The 16,992-nt window shown below is 65.1% G+C and carries 18 protein-coding genes; 7 read left to right on the top strand and 11 right to left on the bottom strand.

The genetic code is table 11. From position 1 onward, the window contains the following. The first annotated feature begins 11 nt into the window (after positions 1-11). Positions 12-1,577 (top strand): long-chain-fatty-acid--CoA ligase, encoded by a 1,566-nt coding sequence (locus ACN0X7_RS14625; RefSeq protein WP_417518533.1) that lies wholly within the window; start codon positions 12-14, stop codon positions 1,575-1,577. A gap of 12 nt (positions 1,578-1,589) precedes the next feature. On the opposite strand, the gene ACN0X7_RS14620 is transcribed toward ACN0X7_RS14625, so the two are convergent. Genes ACN0X7_RS14620 through purE form a run of 3 tightly spaced genes read right to left on the bottom strand, consistent with a single transcriptional unit; the run spans position 1,590 to position 4,197 of the window. Beyond that, complete coding sequence (locus ACN0X7_RS14620; protein WP_417518531.1) at positions 1,590-2,573, bottom strand: NADPH:quinone oxidoreductase family protein; 984 nt, start codon at positions 2,571-2,573, stop codon at positions 1,590-1,592. 59 nt (positions 2,574-2,632) lie between these two features. After that, complete coding sequence (locus ACN0X7_RS14615) at positions 2,633-3,739, bottom strand: 5-(carboxyamino)imidazole ribonucleotide synthase (RefSeq protein WP_417518529.1); 1,107 nt, start codon at positions 3,737-3,739, stop codon at positions 2,633-2,635. Further along, complete coding sequence (purE, locus tag ACN0X7_RS14610) at positions 3,736-4,197, bottom strand: 5-(carboxyamino)imidazole ribonucleotide mutase (protein WP_417518527.1); 462 nt, start codon at positions 4,195-4,197, stop codon at positions 3,736-3,738. Before purE ends, ACN0X7_RS14615 begins: the two co-directional genes overlap by 4 nt. Positions 4,198-4,406: 209 nt before the next feature. Here purE and ACN0X7_RS14605 point away from each other — a divergent pair, with 209 nt between their 5' ends. The 5 genes from ACN0X7_RS14605 to ACN0X7_RS14585 all read left to right on the top strand — a co-directional run bounded on the left by ACN0X7_RS14605 (position 4,407) and on the right by ACN0X7_RS14585 (position 8,544). Further along, positions 4,407-5,150: a GGDEF domain-containing protein gene (locus ACN0X7_RS14605; protein WP_417518525.1), complete on the top strand. Its 744-nt coding sequence runs from the start codon at positions 4,407-4,409 to the stop codon at positions 5,148-5,150. A gap of 219 nt (positions 5,151-5,369) precedes the next feature. Further along, positions 5,370-6,242: an OmpA family protein gene (locus tag ACN0X7_RS14600; RefSeq protein WP_417518523.1), complete on the top strand. Its 873-nt coding sequence runs from the start codon at positions 5,370-5,372 to the stop codon at positions 6,240-6,242. 89 nt (positions 6,243-6,331) lie between these two features. After that, positions 6,332-7,219: a polysaccharide deacetylase family protein gene (locus tag ACN0X7_RS14595; protein WP_417518522.1), complete on the top strand. Its 888-nt coding sequence runs from the start codon at positions 6,332-6,334 to the stop codon at positions 7,217-7,219. A gap of 91 nt (positions 7,220-7,310) precedes the next feature. Next, a complete protein-coding gene (locus ACN0X7_RS14590; RefSeq protein WP_417518520.1) occupies positions 7,311-7,439 on the top strand; it encodes an aa3-type cytochrome c oxidase subunit IV in 129 nt (42 codons plus the stop codon). Positions 7,440-7,482: 43 nt separating this feature from the next. Continuing rightward, the gene (locus tag ACN0X7_RS14585) at positions 7,483-8,544 is read left to right on the top strand and encodes a hypothetical protein (protein ID WP_417518518.1); all 1,062 of its coding nucleotides are present in this window, start codon (positions 7,483-7,485) and stop codon (positions 8,542-8,544) included. 59 nt (positions 8,545-8,603) lie between these two features. Here ACN0X7_RS14585 and gor read toward each other — a convergent pair whose 3' ends face one another. The 8 genes from gor to araD all read right to left on the bottom strand — a co-directional run bounded on the left by gor (position 8,604) and on the right by araD (position 16,243). Next, positions 8,604-9,956, bottom strand: coding sequence for a glutathione-disulfide reductase (gene gor, locus ACN0X7_RS14580; RefSeq protein ID WP_417518516.1), 1,353 nt, complete (start codon positions 9,954-9,956; stop codon positions 8,604-8,606). A 110-nt stretch (positions 9,957-10,066) separates the two neighbouring features. Then, a complete protein-coding gene (locus ACN0X7_RS14575; protein ID WP_417518514.1) occupies positions 10,067-11,539 on the bottom strand; it encodes a terminase in 1,473 nt (490 codons plus the stop codon). Positions 11,540-11,601: 62 nt separating this feature from the next. Further along, positions 11,602-12,078, bottom strand: coding sequence for a MaoC family dehydratase (locus ACN0X7_RS14570; RefSeq protein ID WP_417518512.1), 477 nt, complete (start codon positions 12,076-12,078; stop codon positions 11,602-11,604). A gap of 71 nt (positions 12,079-12,149) precedes the next feature. Beyond that, positions 12,150-12,419 carry a cupin domain-containing protein gene (locus ACN0X7_RS14565; RefSeq protein WP_417518510.1) on the bottom strand — a complete coding sequence of 90 codons (270 nt, stop codon included), beginning with the start codon at positions 12,417-12,419 and terminating at the stop codon, positions 12,150-12,152. 9 nt (positions 12,420-12,428) lie between these two features. After that, complete coding sequence (locus ACN0X7_RS14560) at positions 12,429-13,619, bottom strand: ABC transporter substrate-binding protein (protein ID WP_417518508.1); 1,191 nt, start codon at positions 13,617-13,619, stop codon at positions 12,429-12,431. 50 nt (positions 13,620-13,669) lie between these two features. Continuing rightward, entirely contained in the window at positions 13,670-14,095 is a 426-nt protein-coding gene (locus ACN0X7_RS14555; RefSeq protein WP_417518506.1) for a RidA family protein, read from the bottom strand. Continuing rightward, positions 14,092-14,379 carry a DUF1330 domain-containing protein gene (locus ACN0X7_RS14550; RefSeq protein WP_417518504.1) on the bottom strand — a complete coding sequence of 96 codons (288 nt, stop codon included), beginning with the start codon at positions 14,377-14,379 and terminating at the stop codon, positions 14,092-14,094. The genes ACN0X7_RS14555 and ACN0X7_RS14550 overlap by 4 nt, the downstream gene beginning before the upstream one ends. A 133-nt stretch (positions 14,380-14,512) precedes the next feature. Further along, complete coding sequence (gene araD, locus ACN0X7_RS14545) at positions 14,513-16,243, bottom strand: L-arabinonate dehydratase (protein ID WP_417518502.1); 1,731 nt, start codon at positions 16,241-16,243, stop codon at positions 14,513-14,515. Positions 16,244-16,360: 117 nt separating this feature from the next. Between araD and ACN0X7_RS14540 the strand changes: the two genes are divergently transcribed. Next, positions 16,361-16,897, top strand: a complete 537-nt coding sequence (locus ACN0X7_RS14540; RefSeq protein WP_417518500.1) for a hypothetical protein — start codon at positions 16,361-16,363, stop codon at positions 16,895-16,897. Positions 16,898-16,992: the final 95 nt, after the last annotated feature.

Genomic DNA, 16,992 nt, shown 5'->3' with positions numbered 1-16,992 from the left:
GAGGGCGAACGATGTCGATGAAGAATGTTGCGGATGTTCTGCGGGGCCACGCGAAGGCGCGGCCCGATGCCGTCGCGACCGTCTTCCGGGACCGCCAGTCGAGTTACGCCGATCTGGACCGCTTCAGCAATCAGGTCGCCAACGGGCTGATCGCCATGGGGGTGAAGCCGGGGCAGCGCGTGGCCCTGCTGACCAAGAACTGCGACCAGTTCATGGAACTCTACTACGGCGTCGCCAAGACGGGCGCGGTGCTGGTGCCGGTGAATTTCCGCCTGGCCGGACCGGAGATCGCCTACATCGTCAATGATTCCGGCGCCGAGGTGTTCTTCGTCGGTGAAGGGTATGCCGATCTGGCCGCGGAACAGATGGCCGAGATGTCCAAGGTGCGCGAGGTGATCTCGCTGGAAGGCGAAGGCGGCTATCCGGCCTATTTCAGCTGGCGCGACCGGCAGGACGATGCAGATCCGATGATCGAGGTCGATCCGGAGAGCATCGCCTCGCAGCTTTATTCATCCGGCACGACAGGCCACCCCAAGGGCGTCCAGTTGAGCCATCAGTCCGGCCTGAACCTCTGGCCGCTGCTGGCCGATCCGGACCAGTCCGCCTATGGCCGCTGGGGGCCCGAGGACGTCAATCTGGTCTGCATGCCGCTGTATCACGTCGGCGGGCTGAACAATGCGCTGGCCGGCATGTATGTCGGCGCCAAGACCGTGATCCTTGCCGAAGCGATTCCGGCGGACATCCTGCGCGTGATCCCCGAGCACAGGGTCACCAAGACCTTCCTGGTCCCGGCGCTGATCCTGTTCCTGGTACAGACGCCGGGCTGCCGGGACGTCGATTTCTCGTCCATGGACGAGATCTGGTACGGCGCGGCCCCGATCCCGGTCGAGCTTCTGAAGCAGGCCATCGACATCTTCGGCCCCGTCTTCGGGCAGGCCTACGGCATGACCGAATCCAACGGCGGCGGCGTCTATATGGCCAAGGAGGACCACGACCTGTCGAAGCCCGACCGGCTGCGCGCCTGCGGCAAGCCCGCACCGGGCTATGACGTCAAGGTCGTCGACGAGGACGGCAGGGAAATGCCGACCGGCGAGGTCGGCGAGATCATCCTGCGGTCGAACACGCTGATGGCCGGATACTGGAACCTGCCCGAAGCGACCGAGAGCACGCTGAAGGACGGCTGGCTCTGGTCCGGCGACGCGGGCTACTTCGATGACGAGGGGTTCCTGTATATCTTCGACCGCGTGAAGGACATGATCATCTCGGGCGGCGAGAACATCTATCCGGCCGAGATCGAGAGTGCCCTGTTCGGCCATCCGGCCATCGCCGACGTCGCCATCATCGGTGTGCCGGACGAGCGCTGGGGCGAGGCGGTGAAGGCGGTGGTGGTGCGCGCGCCGGACACCGACATTTCCGAAGGCGAGGTCATCGCCTACGCCCGCGAACGGATCGCGCACTACAAATGTCCCAAGTCGGTCGATTTCACCGATGAGCTGCCCCGCAACGCCACGGGCAAGATCCTGAAGCGCGAGTTGCGCAAGCCCTACTGGGAGGGACTGGAACGCGGCGTCAGCTGAGGCCGCGGCCGGTCAGTCGGAAACCCGGATCACCAGCTTGCCTTCGGCCTTGCGGTCGCGCATCGCCTTCAGGGCATCGATACCGTGGTCGAGGTCGTAGACCTGCCCGATGTGCGGGCTCAGCTTGCCCTGCCGCCACCAGTCGAGGTTCTGCGCCATGTTTTCGCGACACCGGTCGGGGAACCGGCGTGAGAAGCCCTGATAGGCCACACCGACCAGTTCGATCTGCTTGATCAGGATGTGGTTGGCCGGCAGTTGCGGTATCGACCCGGCCGCGAAGCCGATCACCAGCATCCGCCCGCCCCAGTTGATCGAGCGGATGGCCTGCTGGCTGAAATCGCCGCCTACGCTGTCGAAGATGACATCCGCGCCCTTGCCATCGGTCGCTTCCTTGACCTGATGGCGCAGTTCCGGGCCTTCGGCATAGTTGATCAGCACATCCGCGCCCTTGGCCTTGCACGCAGCCAGCTTGGCATCGGTGCTGGCGGCGGCGATGACCCGCGCGCCCAGCGCCTTGCCGCCTTCGATGGCAGCCAGTCCTGTTCCGCCTGCCGCGCCCAGCACCAGCAGGTTCTCCCCCGCCTTCAGTTCGCCCCGATCCACCAGCGCATGCCGGATGGTACCATAGGTCAGTCCGAACGCCGCCGCGGTCACCCAGTCCATTTCATCGGGCAGCGGGAACAGCCAGTCGACCGGCGAGACCACATATTCGGCAAAACATCCGATCCAGGGATGCACCGCGACCCGGTCACCCACCGAAACACCGCTCACGCCCTCGCCCAGTGCCGCGACGATTCCGGCGGCTTCCATGCCGGGCGCGAAGGGCGGCTCGCCCGCATACTGGTACTTGCCTTCCGGCATCAGCACATCGGGGAAGTTCAGCGACGCGGCCTTCACCTGCACCAGCACCTCGCCTTCCCCGGGCGACGGTTTCGGCAGGTCACCGACCTTCAGGTCGTCGACCGACCCGATCTTCTCGCAGACTATGGCTTTCATGCGTGCGCCCTCCCCGGCGGTACCCAGCATTCAACGCACCCGCTTTCCGGTCAAGCCGGTCAGGGCAGTTCGGCCTCTTTCGGGGGCCAGTTCGGGCGATCCGGCGCATAGAGCCGCGTGACGTGTCCCATCTTCCGGCCCGGACGGGATTCCGCCTTGCCATACAGATGCAACGTGCCGTCGCCATCCGCCAGATCGGCCCAGCGGTCCGCATCCGTCCCGATCAGGTTCCGCATGACGGCGCGGTGGTGATAGCCCGTCGGTCCCAGCGGCAGACCGGCGGTCGCGCGGACCTGCTGCTCGAACTGGCTCACCCGGCAGGCCTCGATGGTCCAGTGTCCGGAATTGTGCGGTCGCGGCGCCATCTCGTTGAAAAGAACACCGTCCTCCGGCGTCACGAAGAACTCGACCGCCAGCAGGCCCACCACCTGAAGGGCGTCGGCGAGCGCGCGCGCGGCCTCTTCCGCCTGCTTGATCGCGGCGGAGGCGACGGCGGCAGGTGCGATGGTCAGATCCAGAATATGGTCCTTGTGGCGGTTCTCGACGGCGGCGTAGGTGCGTGTCTCACCATCCTCGCCGCGCGCCGCGATGACGGAGATTTCCGACGTGAACTCGACGAAGGCTTCCAGGATGGCCGGCGCGCGTCCCAGGTCCGCAAAGGCCGCGTCGGCATCGCTGGCCTTGCGGATGATGCGCTGCCCCTTGCCGTCATAGCCTTCGCGCCGGGTCTTGAGCACCGACGGCGCGCCGATGGACGCGATCGCGTCGGCAAGGTCGGTGTCGCTGGTCACGGCTTCGAAAGGCGCGACGGGAATGCCGAGATCCCTCGCCGTCGTCTTTTCGGCCATGCGGTCCTGCGCCACCGAGAGCACGCGCGCGCCGGGCCGGACGGGCACGGTCCGGGCCAGCCGCTCCACCGCGGCCACGGGCACATTCTCGAACTCCAGCGTCACCGCATCGACCGAGGCGGCGAACGCATCCAGCGCGGCCGCGTCGTCATAGGCGGCGACGGTCGCGGCGGCAGAGACCTGCTCGGCCGGACTGTCCCAATCCGGACAGAAGACATGCACCCGGTAGCCCAGGCGCGCGGCGGCCAGCGCCATCATGCGGCCCAGCTGTCCACCACCCAGTACGCCGATGGTCGAACCTGGCGGGAGGGCTTTCATGCGCGGTCGGGCTCAATGGCGACGGAATCGGTCTGCGCGGTCCGCCAGGCCTCCAGCCGGTCGCCCAGCGCGGCGTCCTCCAGCGCAACGATCGAGGCCGCGAACAGCCCCGCATTCTTCGCCCCCGCCTTGCCGATGGCCAGCGTACCCACCGGCACGCCGCCCGGCATCTGCACGATGGACAACAGGCTGTCCATGCCGGACAGGGCCTTGCTCTCGACCGGAACCCCCAGCACGGGCACCTGGGTCTGCGCGGCAACCATGCCCGGCAGGTGCGCCGCGCCGCCGGCCCCGGCGATGATGGCCTTCAGACCGCGCCCGCGTGCCGACTTCGCATAGTCGGCCATCCGGTCAGGCGTGCGGTGCGCGGAAATGATGCGCACCTCGTGCGGCACCTGCAGCGCTTCGAGGATCTCGACGGCATGGGACATGGTCTCCCAGTCAGACTGGCTGCCCATGATCACACCGACCAGAGGTTCTGAAACATCACCGACCATTTGGAAAACCCGTCTGCGCCCGATTTCGGAAAGCGGCGGAGTATAGGCACGCGCGAGGGGGAGGCAAGGGCTTCACGGCGACCGCAGGACGGGCGATCTACAAGAATTCTTAACCTTTGAGCCTCACGTTTGGGGAAAGTTCACAACCCGGTACCTTTCGGGAGCACCAGATGAAGATCGGCGGATACCAGAACGTCCAGCGCACACGACCCGCCACGTCGACACGCGCCAACCGTCCGGCGGACGGTGCACCCACGTCAGAAGCCGCCGGCGCGGCCCGGGACATCAACGACACGGCGGCCATCCAGGGCATCCCCCAGAACGAGCTGACGCCCAAGGTGCGCGACGCCATCATGGGACTGATGGCCGAGGTGGAATCGCTGCGCGCCGAACTGCAGAGCGTTCAGAACCGGAACGGGGAACTGGAGAAGCTGGCCGATCAGGACCCGCTGGCGCCCGTCTCCAACCGCCGCGCCTTCGTCAGGGACCTGTCACGCATGATCTCCTATTCGGAACGCTACGGCGTGCCGGCCAGCCTGATCTTCTTCGACGTCAACGGCATGAAGCAGATCAATGACGAACTGGGCCATGCCGCGGGCGATGCCGCGCTGATGAACGTCGCCAACGCACTGCTGGCCAATACGCGGGATTCCGACATCGTCGGCCGACTGGGGGGCGACGAGTTTGCGGTCATTCTGGCGCAGGTCGATGAGAAGGGTGCGATGACCAAGGCCGAAGACCTGGCGGCGGCGATCCGGAACAATCCCGTCGAGGCGGAAGGCCGTGCCGTGCCGATTGAGGTCGCCTATGGCATCTTCCCCTTCAGGCCGGGCGAGGACGCTTCATCGACGATTGCCGAAGCCGATCGCCGGATGTATGAGCGCAAACGTCGCATGAAGGCCGACGCGGCCTGAGCGCCGAATCGTCGCAAACCGCCAAGTACCCCTTGCAATCCATGAAATGTGGCCGAATATGGGCAGTGGTCATGAATTGGCCGCTAGGCTGTCATGGCCTGGTCATCAAACGAGATAAAACTTGAAAGTCGAGCGATCAGGTCCAAAGTCAGGGTTGTCGTTACGTGCAGCAAGACCCTGCATCGCGAATGAATGCAAATAAGAAGAGGTGCAACTACAATGAAAACGATGACAAAAATCGCAACCCCGGCAGCGGCGATCGCAGTGGCAGTGATGTTCGCATCAAGCGGCTCCGCCTTTGCAGCCGCGCACAAGTCCGGTGCCGCGATGGCAACCGAGAATCCCGCACTGGCCGAGGCGCTGGCCCGCGAATACAGCGCGATGGCGGCTGAGGAAGCTGTCGAGCGCGACGCCGCCGACGAGGCGCATTTCAGTGCCAAGGCTGCTGAAGCTGCCGGCAATCATTCGGTGAAACCCGATGCGCCGACCAGCCGTACGCTGGCCGCCACCGACACGGCATATGCCGAGCGCACCTACCAGCGCATTCTGAACGCCTATGACAATGGCGCCGCGGATACCCATCCGATCGAGCTGGCAACCGCCCAGGCCGGTTATGACTGCTGGCTGCAGGAGTCGGAAGAAGGCTATCAGCTGCTGCACATCTGGCGCTGCCGTGATGCCGCCAACGCTGCCCTGAACGCCATCGAGGCGCCGCGGGTTGCCGTTGCCGAGCCGAAGCCGATGGTCATGGATGCCCAGGAATTCACGATCTACTTCGCATTCGACAGCTCGGAACTGAGCCCGGCTGCGCAGGACACGATCGCTGCCATCAGCTCGGCCTACAGCCAGCGTGACGGTGACGACGTGAACGTCGTGGGTCACACGGATACCTCGGGTTCGAACGCATACAACCTGGCCCTGTCCCAGCGCCGCGCCGACTCGGTCGCCCGCGCTCTGGTCAACCAGGGTCTGTCGCCGGACCTGATCGATGAAGCTGCGGTGGGTGAGATCGCCCCGGCAGTGCAGACCGGCGACGGCGTGCGTGAGCCGCTGAACCGTCGTGTGGTCGTGACCATCGAAAGCAACAAGTAAAGTCAGCGTTCTTCTGAACGCAGCTTGAAGCTGACCGGGAAGGCCGTCTCTGCAAAGGGGCGGCCTTCTCTTTTTCGGGGAGGATCATCATGCTGAACGAATTCAGGGGGCCGTGGCCCGATGGCAGGCGCGGGGCGGTGGCGCTGACCTTCGACTGCGACGTGACATATGCCTACTCGCCGGCGCGGCCCGACCCCGCCGGTCCCCGTACCGGCGAACAGCTGTTCGGCAAGACCCCGAAGCGACTGCAGGGCTACAGCCGGGGCCTCTACGGCCTGCACACCGCACTGCCCCGCATTCTCGATTTCCTGAAGCGGCGGGATGTCCGCGCAAGCTTCTATGTGCCCGGTGCGAACGTCGAGCGCTGGCCCGATGCGTTCCGCGCGGTTCTTGAGCAGGGACACGAGGTCGGCGCGCACGGCCACGAGCACGAGAACGTCTCCATGTACAAGGATGACCCGGACGGCGAGGCGGCTGTGCTGGACGCCAGCCTGAAGGCCTTTCGCCAGCATCTGGACCACACGCCGACCGGCTACCGCTCTCCGGCGTGGGACATGAACCTGCATTCTGCCGGACTGCTGAAGGAACGGGGCTTCACCTACGATTCCAGCCTCTTCGCCGGAGAAGCGCCGCATCTGCTGTCGGATATCTATCCGGACCAGCCCGACCTTCTGGAATTCCCCATCGACTGGTGTCTGGATGATGCGCCCTATTTCATGTGGTTCATGCCCCCGCACCTGATGGCGCAGTTCCACAGCCCCGACGATGTGTTCGAAATCTGGCGGGCCGAACTGGACGGGATCGTCGGCGAAGGCGGCGTCTTCACGCTGACCTGCCACCCCTCGGTCATCGGGCGGCATCACCGCATGCAGATCCTGGAGCGGCTGGTCGATCATATCGAGGGCCGGGGCGATGTCTGGGTCGCGCCGCTCGGCGAGATTGCCGATCACGTTCTGCGGCGCTTCGCCGCCGCCTGATCCGCGGCAGTGGCTTGCGAGACAGGCCCGCGGTCGCTTATCTTGCGTCCGCGCGCTTCACGTTTCTGATCAGATCGAGGACAAGATCATCATGCACGAACCCGGTTCGATGGATATTTCCCAGCACAAGTCGGTCTACGCCAGCTTCATCGGCCTGACCAAGTTCGGCATCATCGCCTGTGTTCTCCTGCTGGTTCTGATGGCCCTGTTCCTGGTCTGATGCGCGTGACGCCGGGCCGGTCGATATCGGCACACCGCATCCGGTGCGGCACGACCGCACGCCGGTCACGATGAGGATTCCCGGGTTACTCGTCCTGCTCGCACTGCTGATGCCGGGTGTCTCGACCGGTCAGGCACAGACAGCATCGGCACAGCTTGACGACGCCATCGCTGCCTGGCTCGCTGGCGACGATGCATCCGCCCTGCCGGCGCTGAGCGAACTTGCACATGCCGGCAACCGGGATGCGCGCCTGCTGCTCGGCACCATCGCCAGACGCGCGCCTTCGGACTGGGTTGCGAATCTCGAACGCAAGCGGCGCAACGCGCTGCTTCGCGCACCCGGCGGGCTGTCAGGGCGGTCGTGGCTGAAGGTTCTGGCCGATGACGGCGATCTGCACGCCCTGGCGCTGGACGGGGCGGATCGCCCGCCGTTCGATTTCGTCAAGATTCAGGCCCTGATGGAGTTCGGCGAGACCGAGACCGCCATCCGCTTCGTGCTGGAACTGGTCAATCGGGGCGTGGGGGCGGTCTCACCGGAGTTCGCGACCCTGCCCCGCGCGTTCGGGCGGGACGGTGCCTATGCGGCGTACAGGCCGCTGATCGCCTTTCATGTGATCAAGGATTTCGGGCTGAAAGGCGATCCGTCGGACCCCGCGATCTGGACGGCCGATGCGCTGATACTCTACGGCACCTACCTCCGACGCGAGCAGCAGCGGGCACCCGATCCGGTCAAGGGCTGGCTGGCGATCCTGCGCGGCGATCCGGTCGGTGCCAGGATCGAGGACGCCGAACAGATCGGGCAGATCATCGATCGATCACCGCCCGGGACGCGCAATCTGCGCGCGGCGCGGCGGTTCTGCGAGCGGCAGTGCCCCGCGGACGGCAACCGGTGCCTGGCAACCGTCACCGTGATGCAGCAGAGGGGATTCGACGGGCTCTGGGATTTCGCATCCCCGGCCAACGCCGTCATCGACCCCGAAGCCTACTACAACAGTGACCGCGCCATCGTCGATGTACGCCGGTCCATCGCCATCCGCCGCGCTGAGCCCGGCAGCGGATCTTACGCCGTTCAATGGGCCGACCGTATCGCCTGTCTGGCGGACTGACGGCCCTCGCTGCACCCCCGCTGCGGAAGACTGCCTCTGTCAGAGAGCAGCGTCCGTTCCTAGGCCGCCTTCTCGCGCATGGTGACGAATTCTTCGGCCGAGGTCGGGTGAATGCCGATCGTGCGATCGAAGTCCTGCTTGGTCGCGCCCATCTTCACCGCGATGCCGATGCCCTGGATGATCTCGCCTGCGTCGGGACCGACCATGTGGACGCCCACGACCTTCTGGCTCGCCTGATCGACGATGATCTTCATCAGCGTCTTCTCGTCGCGTCCCGAAATGGTGTGCTTCATGGCGGTGAAGGTAGAGCGGTAGATGTCGATCTCGCCGTATTTCTCCCGCGCCTGCGCTTCGGTGATCCCCACCGTGCCGACCGGCGGCTGGCTGAACACCGCAGAGGCCACGTTCTCGTGGTCGGACGGCGTCGGGTCGCCCAGATATTCCGTGCGGTAGAAACACATCGCCTCGTGGATCGCCACCGGCGTCAGCGCGATCCGGTCGGTCACGTCGCCCAGCGCCCAGACGTTGTCGACGTTGGTCTTCGAGAAGGAGTCCACCTTGATCGCGCCGCTCCGGTCCATCTCGACGCCGATGTTCTCCAGGCCCAGGCTTGCCGTGTTCGGATGACGGCCGGTCGCATACATGATGCAGTCGGCTTCCAGTTTCGATCCGTCGGTCAGGGTCGCGATCAGCGTGCCGCCGTCCTTTTCGATGGCCGTGATGTTGGTGTTGACGCGCAGGTCGATGCCCTTCTTGACGATCTCCTTCGACAGGGTCTCGCGCACGTCCCCGTCGAAACCGCGCAGGATCTGTTCCGAGCGGTAGAGCTGGGTCACGTCGGCGCCCATGCCGTTCATGATCCCGGCGAATTCGACGGCGATATAGCCCCCGCCGACGACGACGAAGCGTTTGGGGAAGGTGTCCAGATAGAACACCTCGTTGGAGGTGATGGCGTGTTCGATGCCAGGCACGTCGGGCTTGGTCGGCCAGCCGCCGACGGCGATCAGGATGCGGTCGGTCGTGATCTTCTCGCCGCCGACATCCAGCGTATGCTGGTCGACGATGGTCGCACGCGCGTCATAGACCGACACCCCGGCATTATCCAACAGCTTGCGATAGATCCCGTTCAGCCGCTCGATCTCGGTGTTCTTCTTCTCGATCAGCATGTTCCAGTCGAAATCGCCGACCGTCACGTCCCAGCCATAGGCCTTCGCATCCTCGAAATCCTCGTGAAAATGGCTGCCGTAGACCAGCAGCTTCTTGGGCACACAGCCGACATTCACACAGGTGCCGCCGTAATAGCGTTCCTCGGCCGCCGCGACGCGCGCACCGGTGCTGGCGATCATCCGCGCCGCGCGCGTGCCGCCCGATCCGATGCCGATGACGAAAAGGTCGTAGTCATAGTCGCTCATGGAATTTCCTGTCCGATGCCGTCAAATCTGTCCGGCTGAGATAGTTGCTTTGGCGCAGGGGCCAAGTCCACCCCCATCACGCCTGCGATACCGATTGACCCGGACCGGCATCACAGGACACGGAAATCCGTCGCCGCATCGTGCGGCTTCAGTTCCGAGTGCAGTGCCGCAAAGTCCGCAAAGGTCAGCGCCAGCGCGTCGCCCGCGTCGGGCGAGGCCAGACCCCGCTTCTTCATGTCTTCCTTGCGTTCAAGCTGGATGCGGCCCTTGGGGTCGAAGCCGTATTCCGGGCCGGCCAGATCCGCCGCCAGCGCGGTGTCGTCGGGGATGTCGCCCTGCTTCAGCCAGTGGCGCATGCGCGCCCACATCTCGGCGCGGCGGTTCAGGAATTCACGCTTTCGGCGGGCCGCCTCGCCGCCGTTCACGTCGTGCACACGATGCCCGAGCTGCCGCAGGCGGTCGATCACGCCGCCGCCGATCCCCGCCCCGTCGACGAAGACCGCATCGGGCATGTCCTCGCGGATGCGTTCGTCCACATGGGCCGCGAGTTGCATCAGATCGATACCCCGAAAGCGATGGATCGGACCTTCGATCCGGTCGCCCTGCCGCAGCAGGATCACCGACTGGTCGTCGCCGAAGCGGGCCACGTCGACCCCCATCACACGCGGCGCTTCCGGGTCGGACACCAGCGATCGCATGCGTGCCCCGTCGACCAGTTCCGTGCCGATGAACTGCCGCGACGAACTGCGCGGAAACTCACCTTTCACGCGGACCCGGATGAAATCGGAATCCTCGCCATAGTCGTCGACCCAGCGGGCGATCTGGTCTGCGTTCGTCAGGTCGGTCTCGCGCGAATCCACATGTCGCGTGATCCAGCGGTGCCGCCGCCGCCCGAAGCATTCGCGAAACCGCCCCGCTGCCTGGGTCGGGTTGCCGAAGACCGCCCAGATGATTTCCGTGTCCCGGTCGGTGAGCGTCCCTTCGGCAACTTCCCAGACCGGTTCGGGGATCGCGCTCGCCTCGTCGAAGACCAGCACGATGCGCAGGCCCTGATTGTGCAGCCCGGCGAAGCTCTCCGTCTGGTTCAGGGACCAGGGCACCATGTCGATGCGCCAGGTCTTTGCCGCCTCCGTGTCCCTCGCCTGCAGGGCCGTCGCGGTCAGGCGGAAGCGATGCCGCACGCGGCTGATGCGGAACCATTTGGCGAGCTCCGCCCAGGTCTTGGTCTTCAGCTGGATCTCGGTATTGGCGGTCACCACACCGCGCGTATCCCGCCCCGTCGCCATGGCCCAGATCACCAGCCAGGCGACCAGCGCGGACTTGCCGACGCCATGCCCGCTGGCGACCGCGACCAGTACCGGTTCGGCGTCCTTCGGCGCGCGCTTGCGGGTCTGCTGTTTCAGGCGCCTGCCGATGGTGGTCAGAATTTCCGACTGCCACTTCTCCGGCCCGGACGCCCTGTCCAGCGCCGAAGCCTTCTCGCCCCAGGGGAAGGCCCAGCGCACGAAGCCGATGGGGTCGTTGCGAAATTTCTCCAGCCGCAGGTCGATTGCGGTCTCGTCTGTATCCTCACGCGATGCCACGAAGCTTTTTCCTTTTCACTCAACGGTTTGTTCGTCGAGGATAGGAAGGCCGCGCCTAAGCGTTACCGGAGATTTCCGGTCATTCTTCGGGGGGGCCGGGCGTCGCGTTTCAGGTACATGCCGATCAGTTCGGCATCCAGCACCACCTCATCCTTCTGGTTGACCACCTCGGTCTTCCAGGTCGCGGAGCCGCGGTCGGGTTTCGAGCGCGACGGGCGCTTGTCGATGCAGGTCGACCGCACATGGATCGTGTCGCCGGGCCGAAGCGGGCGCACCCAGCGCAGATTGTCGAATCCGGGCGATCCCAGCGAATATTCCGATTTCCACGCGTCCATCTGCAACCGCATCAGCAGCGACGCCGTGTGCCAGCCCGACGCGCACAGGCCGCCGAAGACGCTGTCCTTCGCGGCCTCGGGATCGAGATGGAACGGCTGCGGATCGAACTCGGCCGCGAAGGCGACAATCTCCTCCGCCGTCACCGTGCGCGATGCCGTCTCGCGCGGCACGCCGACCTCGATATCCTCGAATGCGCCTCTCATGTCCTGTTCCTCGCATCACCTGCAATTTCCCCTCCCCCCTTCGAAGGGGGAGGAGTGGACGGTTGCGCCAATCAGGCGCGGCGGCCGACGACGAACTTCATGCCCTGATCGCCGACGTCCTCGATGTGCATGCAGCCGCGTTCCATTTCGATGATGTCGCCGGGGCTGTATTTCCGCTTCTTGCCATCGACGGTCAGCGTGATGTCGCCTTCGACCACCATTGCCCTGACGTCGAAATCGTGCGCGTGCGCGTCATTGTGACAGTTGGGTTCCATTTCCTTCAGACCGACATTCTCGAAGCCGTCGCCGGTCAGGGCCAGTTCAAAAGCCTTGCGGTTCATGTGTGTCTCCTATCGCCCACAGGTACTGTCGCGTTCGTCTGCGCCCAGCGTATCCAGATTGTTGGTCTTGTGCAAAAAACCCTCGACCGGCGCGCGGGCAACCACCCAGTTGTGAGTGGCCAGCAGCACGGGCTGACGCAATTGACCGTTCCAGGGCCGGAAATTCAGCCGGTTTCCCTTGAAGCCGTCCAGCACCAGATCCGGTCCCCTGATATAGTCGCGCAGGGTCTCGAAATCAGCACTGCCCGTGCGCTGGACTGCCTCGGCCACGGTTTTCACCGCCATCCACGCGGCCCAGTCCGTGCCGCGCATCGGGCGGCCTGCCTGTTGCTGGAAGCGCTTCTCAAGCTGCGGTGCGCCGTGCCGCTCCCAGGCCCAGTGCCAGGCCATCGGTGCCAGCCCCTCTGCACCGACGACGGGACGGGCATCGCTGATCGCATAGCTGAGGCTGCGCGCAAACTCGCCGTCGGTGTCGGCCACGAAGACGACATCGTAATCGGCACCGGTCGTCAGCAGGACCGGGTTGTTTTCGGCACGCAGCCGGGGGTCGTTGGACAGCACGAAGGGCCGCTCGGCATCGATGTCGATGCCATAGCGGCGCGCGGTGCGCCTGAACGCCTCGGCCCACGCCCGATCCGACTCCGACGGCCCGACCAGCAGCAGCACCTCGTCCCATCTGCGGAACTTCAGATACTGCCCCATGGCATCGGCCAGCATCGCGTGGCTGGGGATCACGTGCAGCAGATTCGGCTGGCAGGCCGCACCGCGCAACATATCCTCCCGCGCCGAGACATTGAACAGCAGGACCGGATCATCCTTCAGGGCCGCCGCCGCTTTCGCCATCACGTCGGCAGGCAGGTCCAGCACGAAGAAACGGATGCCCTTCGATGCCATCGCGCGGACGGCATCGGCCACCTTCTGCGGATCGCCGACCCGCTCGCGCTCCAGGGCAAAGGAAACGCCTGCCGCAGCCCCATGCCACTTGACCTCGTCCAGCGCGGCTTTCGATCCTTCCCACGGGCGGCCCAGCGGCTGCAGCAGATATTGCGCGAAGGTCCGCGACTTGCCGTAGGTGCGGTCCTTCTGCAGTTGCACATGGCCGATGGTCAGCAGGGTCTCGGCCCGCGCGATCGCCGGAACGACGACGAGAATCAGGACCAGCAGTGCAAGCAGTGACAGTGCAGGCAGCGATCGATGCAAACCATGGATCGATCCGCCCGCACCGGGACCAGACTTCCCTGCCCCGGCTGTCATGCGCGATCCGGTAGCGGAATCTCGACCGGGTTCGGTTCGATCTCGACCAGGAAATCGCCGGAGGCCAGACAGGGCACGCCGATCCATGTCGCCGCCGGCGGACTGTCGCCGAACACCGCCTTCAGGCCGCGCGTGATGGCCTCATGCTGACCGATATGGCTCTCGACGATGTAGATCCGCATGGCCGAGACATCATCCAGCGCCGCGCCGCCGCGGGCCAGCCCGCGCTCGATATTGCGCAGGCTTTCGACCACCTGGCTCTCCAGATCGCCGGACCCGGCAATCTTTCGATCGGGACCCCAGGCCACCTGACCCGCCAGATGGATCGTACGCCGCCCGCCCGCCTCCCGCAGGACGATCTGCGAAAAGCCGGTCGGACCGCTGTCGAACAGGTCGGGCGGGTTCAGGCGGGTGACCGTCACGGTGCCTCCACAAGCGTGAAGATCATGTCTGCCCCGGCTTCCCGGGTCGGGATCAGCGCCTGATATTCGGCGCTGTTGTACCAGCCGCGCACGGTGTCGGCGTCCGGGAATTCGAGCAGCGCGAAGATGTTGTATTCGGCGTTGCCGGACAACACTTCGGACACCGGCCCGCGGATCAGGAACTTGCCGCCGTGCGCGGCGACCGTATCGGGTGCCCGGCTGGCATATTCACCGAGCTTTTCCCGGTCCTTCACCTTGATGGTCACAGCGACATGTGCGGTCATGGTGGTTCTCCTGGCTAGCGAGTCATCCCGGCCTCGTGCCGGGATCCGGAGCGGCTTCGCCGCGAGTCGATGGTTCGACCGGATGCCGGGACAGGCCCGGCATGACAATCAAGATTGGCGAATGCGTCGCCACTCAATGACTCTCCCTCGGCACGGGCGCGCCGGAACCGCCGACCAGGAAATCGAGGTCCGCGCCCTCGTGCGCCTGCATCACATGGTCATGGTACAGCCGCACGTAACCGCGTTCGGTGGAGCGCGGCGGGGGTGTCCAGGCGGCCTTGCGTTTCGCCATTTCCGCGTCCGAGATGTCCAGATGCAGGCGGCGCGCCTCGACGTCCAGTTCGATCATGTCGCCGGTCTGCACCAGCGCCAGCGGCCCGCCCGCCGCGCTTTCGGGGCTGACATGCAGCACCACCGCGCCATAGGCCGTGCCCGACATGCGGGCATCGGAAATGCGCACCATGTCGGTGATGCCCTTCTTCAGGATCTTGGCAGGCAGCGGGAAATTACCGACCTCGGGCATGCCCGGATAGCCCTTCGGCCCGGCACCCTTCAGCACCATGACGCAGGTTTCGTCGATATCCAGATCGTCGTTCTCGACCTCCCGGCGCAGTTCCTCGATATCCTCGAAGACGACGGCGCGTCCGCGGTGCTTCAGCAGTTCCGGCGTCGCGGCGGACGGCTTGATGACCGCGCCGTCGGGGCAGAGATTCCCCCGCAGGACCGCCAGGCCGACATCCTTGTTCACCGGATTGTTCCACGGGCGGATGACGTCTTCGTTGAAGTTCCGCGCATCCTTGGAGTTTTCGGTCAGGGAATGACCGTTCACGGTCACCACATCCTCGTTCAGCAGACCGGCATCGTTCAGCGCCTTCACCACGACCGGCAGGCCCCCCGCATAATAATAGTCCTCCATCAGGTACTGGCCGTTGGGCTTCAGGTTCACCAGCAGCGGCACGCCGCGGGCCAGCTCGTCGAAGTCCTGCACGGTCAGTTCGACGCCAAGGCGGCCCGCCATGGCGATCAGATGGATGATGGCATTGGTCGAACCGCCGATGGCCGCGTTGATGCGGACCGCATTTTCGAACGCCTTGCGGGTCATGATCTTCGACATCTTCAGGTCCTCGCGGACCATCTCGACGATGCGGCGACCGGCGAGGTGGCTGACGCGATAGCGGTTTGCGTCCACCGCCGGGATCGCCGACGCGCCCGGCAGGGTCATGCCGAGCGATTCCGTCATCGACGCCATGGTGGAGGCCGTGCCCATGGTCATGCAGTGCCCGTTGGAGCGGGACATGCAGTTCTCCGCCTCCATGAAGTCTTCCAGCGTCATCTTGCCCGCGCGCACATCTTCACTGAAGCGCCAGACGTCGGTGCCGGAGCCGATGTCCTGCCCCTGGAACTTGCCGTTCAGCATCGGGCCGGAGGTGATGACCAGGGTCGGCAGATCGCAGGACGCCGCGCCCATCAGCATGGCCGGCTGGGTCTTGTCGCAGCCCGACAGCAGCACGATCCCGTCCAGCGGATAGGCGCGGATCGATTCCTCGACATCCATCGCCATCAGGTTGCGGAACAGCATGGTGGTCGGCCGCATCAGCGTCTCGCCCAGCGACATGACGGGGAATTCCAGCGGGAAGCCGCCCGCTTCGTAGACGCCGCGTTTCACCCGCTCGGCCACGTCGCGCAGATGCGCGTTACAGGGCGTCAGTTCGGACCAGCTGTTGCAGATGCCGATCACCGGACGACCGTCGAACTGATCGTGCGGACGGCCCTGGTTCTTCATCCATGACCGGTGGTTGAAGCCGTCCTTCGACCCGGCCCCGAACCATTCCGCGCTGCGGTATTTCTTCTTGTCGTCGCTCATGGCGATCCCTCCCCCGTTGTTGCGTTCGAGATTACGGGCCCCGGAACCGGTCGGCAATGAAGAAGCTCACGCGCGGATGTGACTGGAAGACGGGTTTGCCGACCCTACATCGGTTCCATGCGTTGTTTTCTGATACCGGCTCTTCTGACCGGCCTGCTGTTTGCACCTGCCGCCATGGCCAACGATCTGCTGAACCTGTTGCCCGGAGCCAGTTCAGGTGCCAATCCCGGCAGCGTCTATCAGGCCAAGCCGACCTATGACCGCGCCGACCAGCGGCGCGTCCCGCAATACCGCCACCAGAGCCAGATGGCACGGCACCATGCGCAACGGTCGCAGCAACGCGCGCAAGCCGAACGCGCCTGGTCGCAGACGGTCGTCGCGCCCGCCGCGCGCAGTCTGCCGACGCCGATCCGCCCGACCGTCTTCGACTACAGTGCGGCACTCGCCTATGTGCTCCGCATCGCGGAAGGAGATCGGGTGATTTTCCGCACCTCGGGTCGGTCGGGCTTCATCGAACTGCTGGATATCACCACCACCGGCGACCGGATCTGCCGCACCTTCCGTCAGTCCGTGCGCACGCCGAAAGGCCCTGAAGTCAGCTTTGGTTCCGCCTGCCGGATGCGCGACGGCGCGTGGCGGTTCGCGAAGAACTAGGGCGGAAACAGTCTGAATGGAACCATTCAGACTGTTTTCAAGAATGGCAACTACCTGTGCGAGTTGCGTTTTTCGATTTCATGGTGATTCCATGA

This window comes from Minwuia sp. (genome assembly GCF_048263705.1).
Classification (GTDB): domain Bacteria; phylum Pseudomonadota; class Alphaproteobacteria; order Minwuiales; family Minwuiaceae; genus Minwuia.
The sequence above is the reverse complement of the archived record's forward strand: the minus strand, read 5'-3'. Positions and strand labels throughout refer to the sequence as shown.

Excerpts from the sequence above, each read along its gene's own strand:
- ACN0X7_RS14625 (WP_417518533.1), top strand. The coding sequence starts at position 12 with ATGTCGATGAAGAATGTTGCGGATGTTCTGCGGGGCCACGCGAAGGCG.
- ACN0X7_RS14620 (WP_417518531.1), bottom strand. The coding sequence starts at position 2,573 with ATGAAAGCCATAGTCTGCGAGAAGATCGGGTCGGTCGACGACCTGAAG.
- ACN0X7_RS14615 (WP_417518529.1), bottom strand. The coding sequence starts at position 3,739 with ATGAAAGCCCTCCCGCCAGGTTCGACCATCGGCGTACTGGGTGGTGGA.
- purE (WP_417518527.1), bottom strand. The coding sequence starts at position 4,197 with ATGGGCAGCCAGTCTGACTGGGAGACCATGTCCCATGCCGTCGAGATC.
- ACN0X7_RS14605 (WP_417518525.1), top strand. The coding sequence starts at position 4,407 with ATGAAGATCGGCGGATACCAGAACGTCCAGCGCACACGACCCGCCACG.
- ACN0X7_RS14600 (WP_417518523.1), top strand. The coding sequence starts at position 5,370 with ATGAAAACGATGACAAAAATCGCAACCCCGGCAGCGGCGATCGCAGTG.
- ACN0X7_RS14595 (WP_417518522.1), top strand. The coding sequence starts at position 6,332 with ATGCTGAACGAATTCAGGGGGCCGTGGCCCGATGGCAGGCGCGGGGCG.
- ACN0X7_RS14590 (WP_417518520.1), top strand. The coding sequence starts at position 7,311 with ATGCACGAACCCGGTTCGATGGATATTTCCCAGCACAAGTCGGTCTAC.
- gor (WP_417518516.1), bottom strand. The coding sequence starts at position 9,956 with ATGAGCGACTATGACTACGACCTTTTCGTCATCGGCATCGGATCGGGC.
- ACN0X7_RS14570 (WP_417518512.1), bottom strand. The coding sequence starts at position 12,078 with ATGAGAGGCGCATTCGAGGATATCGAGGTCGGCGTGCCGCGCGAGACG.
- ACN0X7_RS14565 (WP_417518510.1), bottom strand. The coding sequence starts at position 12,419 with ATGAACCGCAAGGCTTTTGAACTGGCCCTGACCGGCGACGGCTTCGAG.
- ACN0X7_RS14550 (WP_417518504.1), bottom strand. The coding sequence starts at position 14,379 with ATGACCGCACATGTCGCTGTGACCATCAAGGTGAAGGACCGGGAAAAG.
- araD (WP_417518502.1), bottom strand. The coding sequence starts at position 16,243 with ATGAGCGACGACAAGAAGAAATACCGCAGCGCGGAATGGTTCGGGGCC.
- ACN0X7_RS14540 (WP_417518500.1), top strand. The coding sequence starts at position 16,361 with ATGCGTTGTTTTCTGATACCGGCTCTTCTGACCGGCCTGCTGTTTGCA.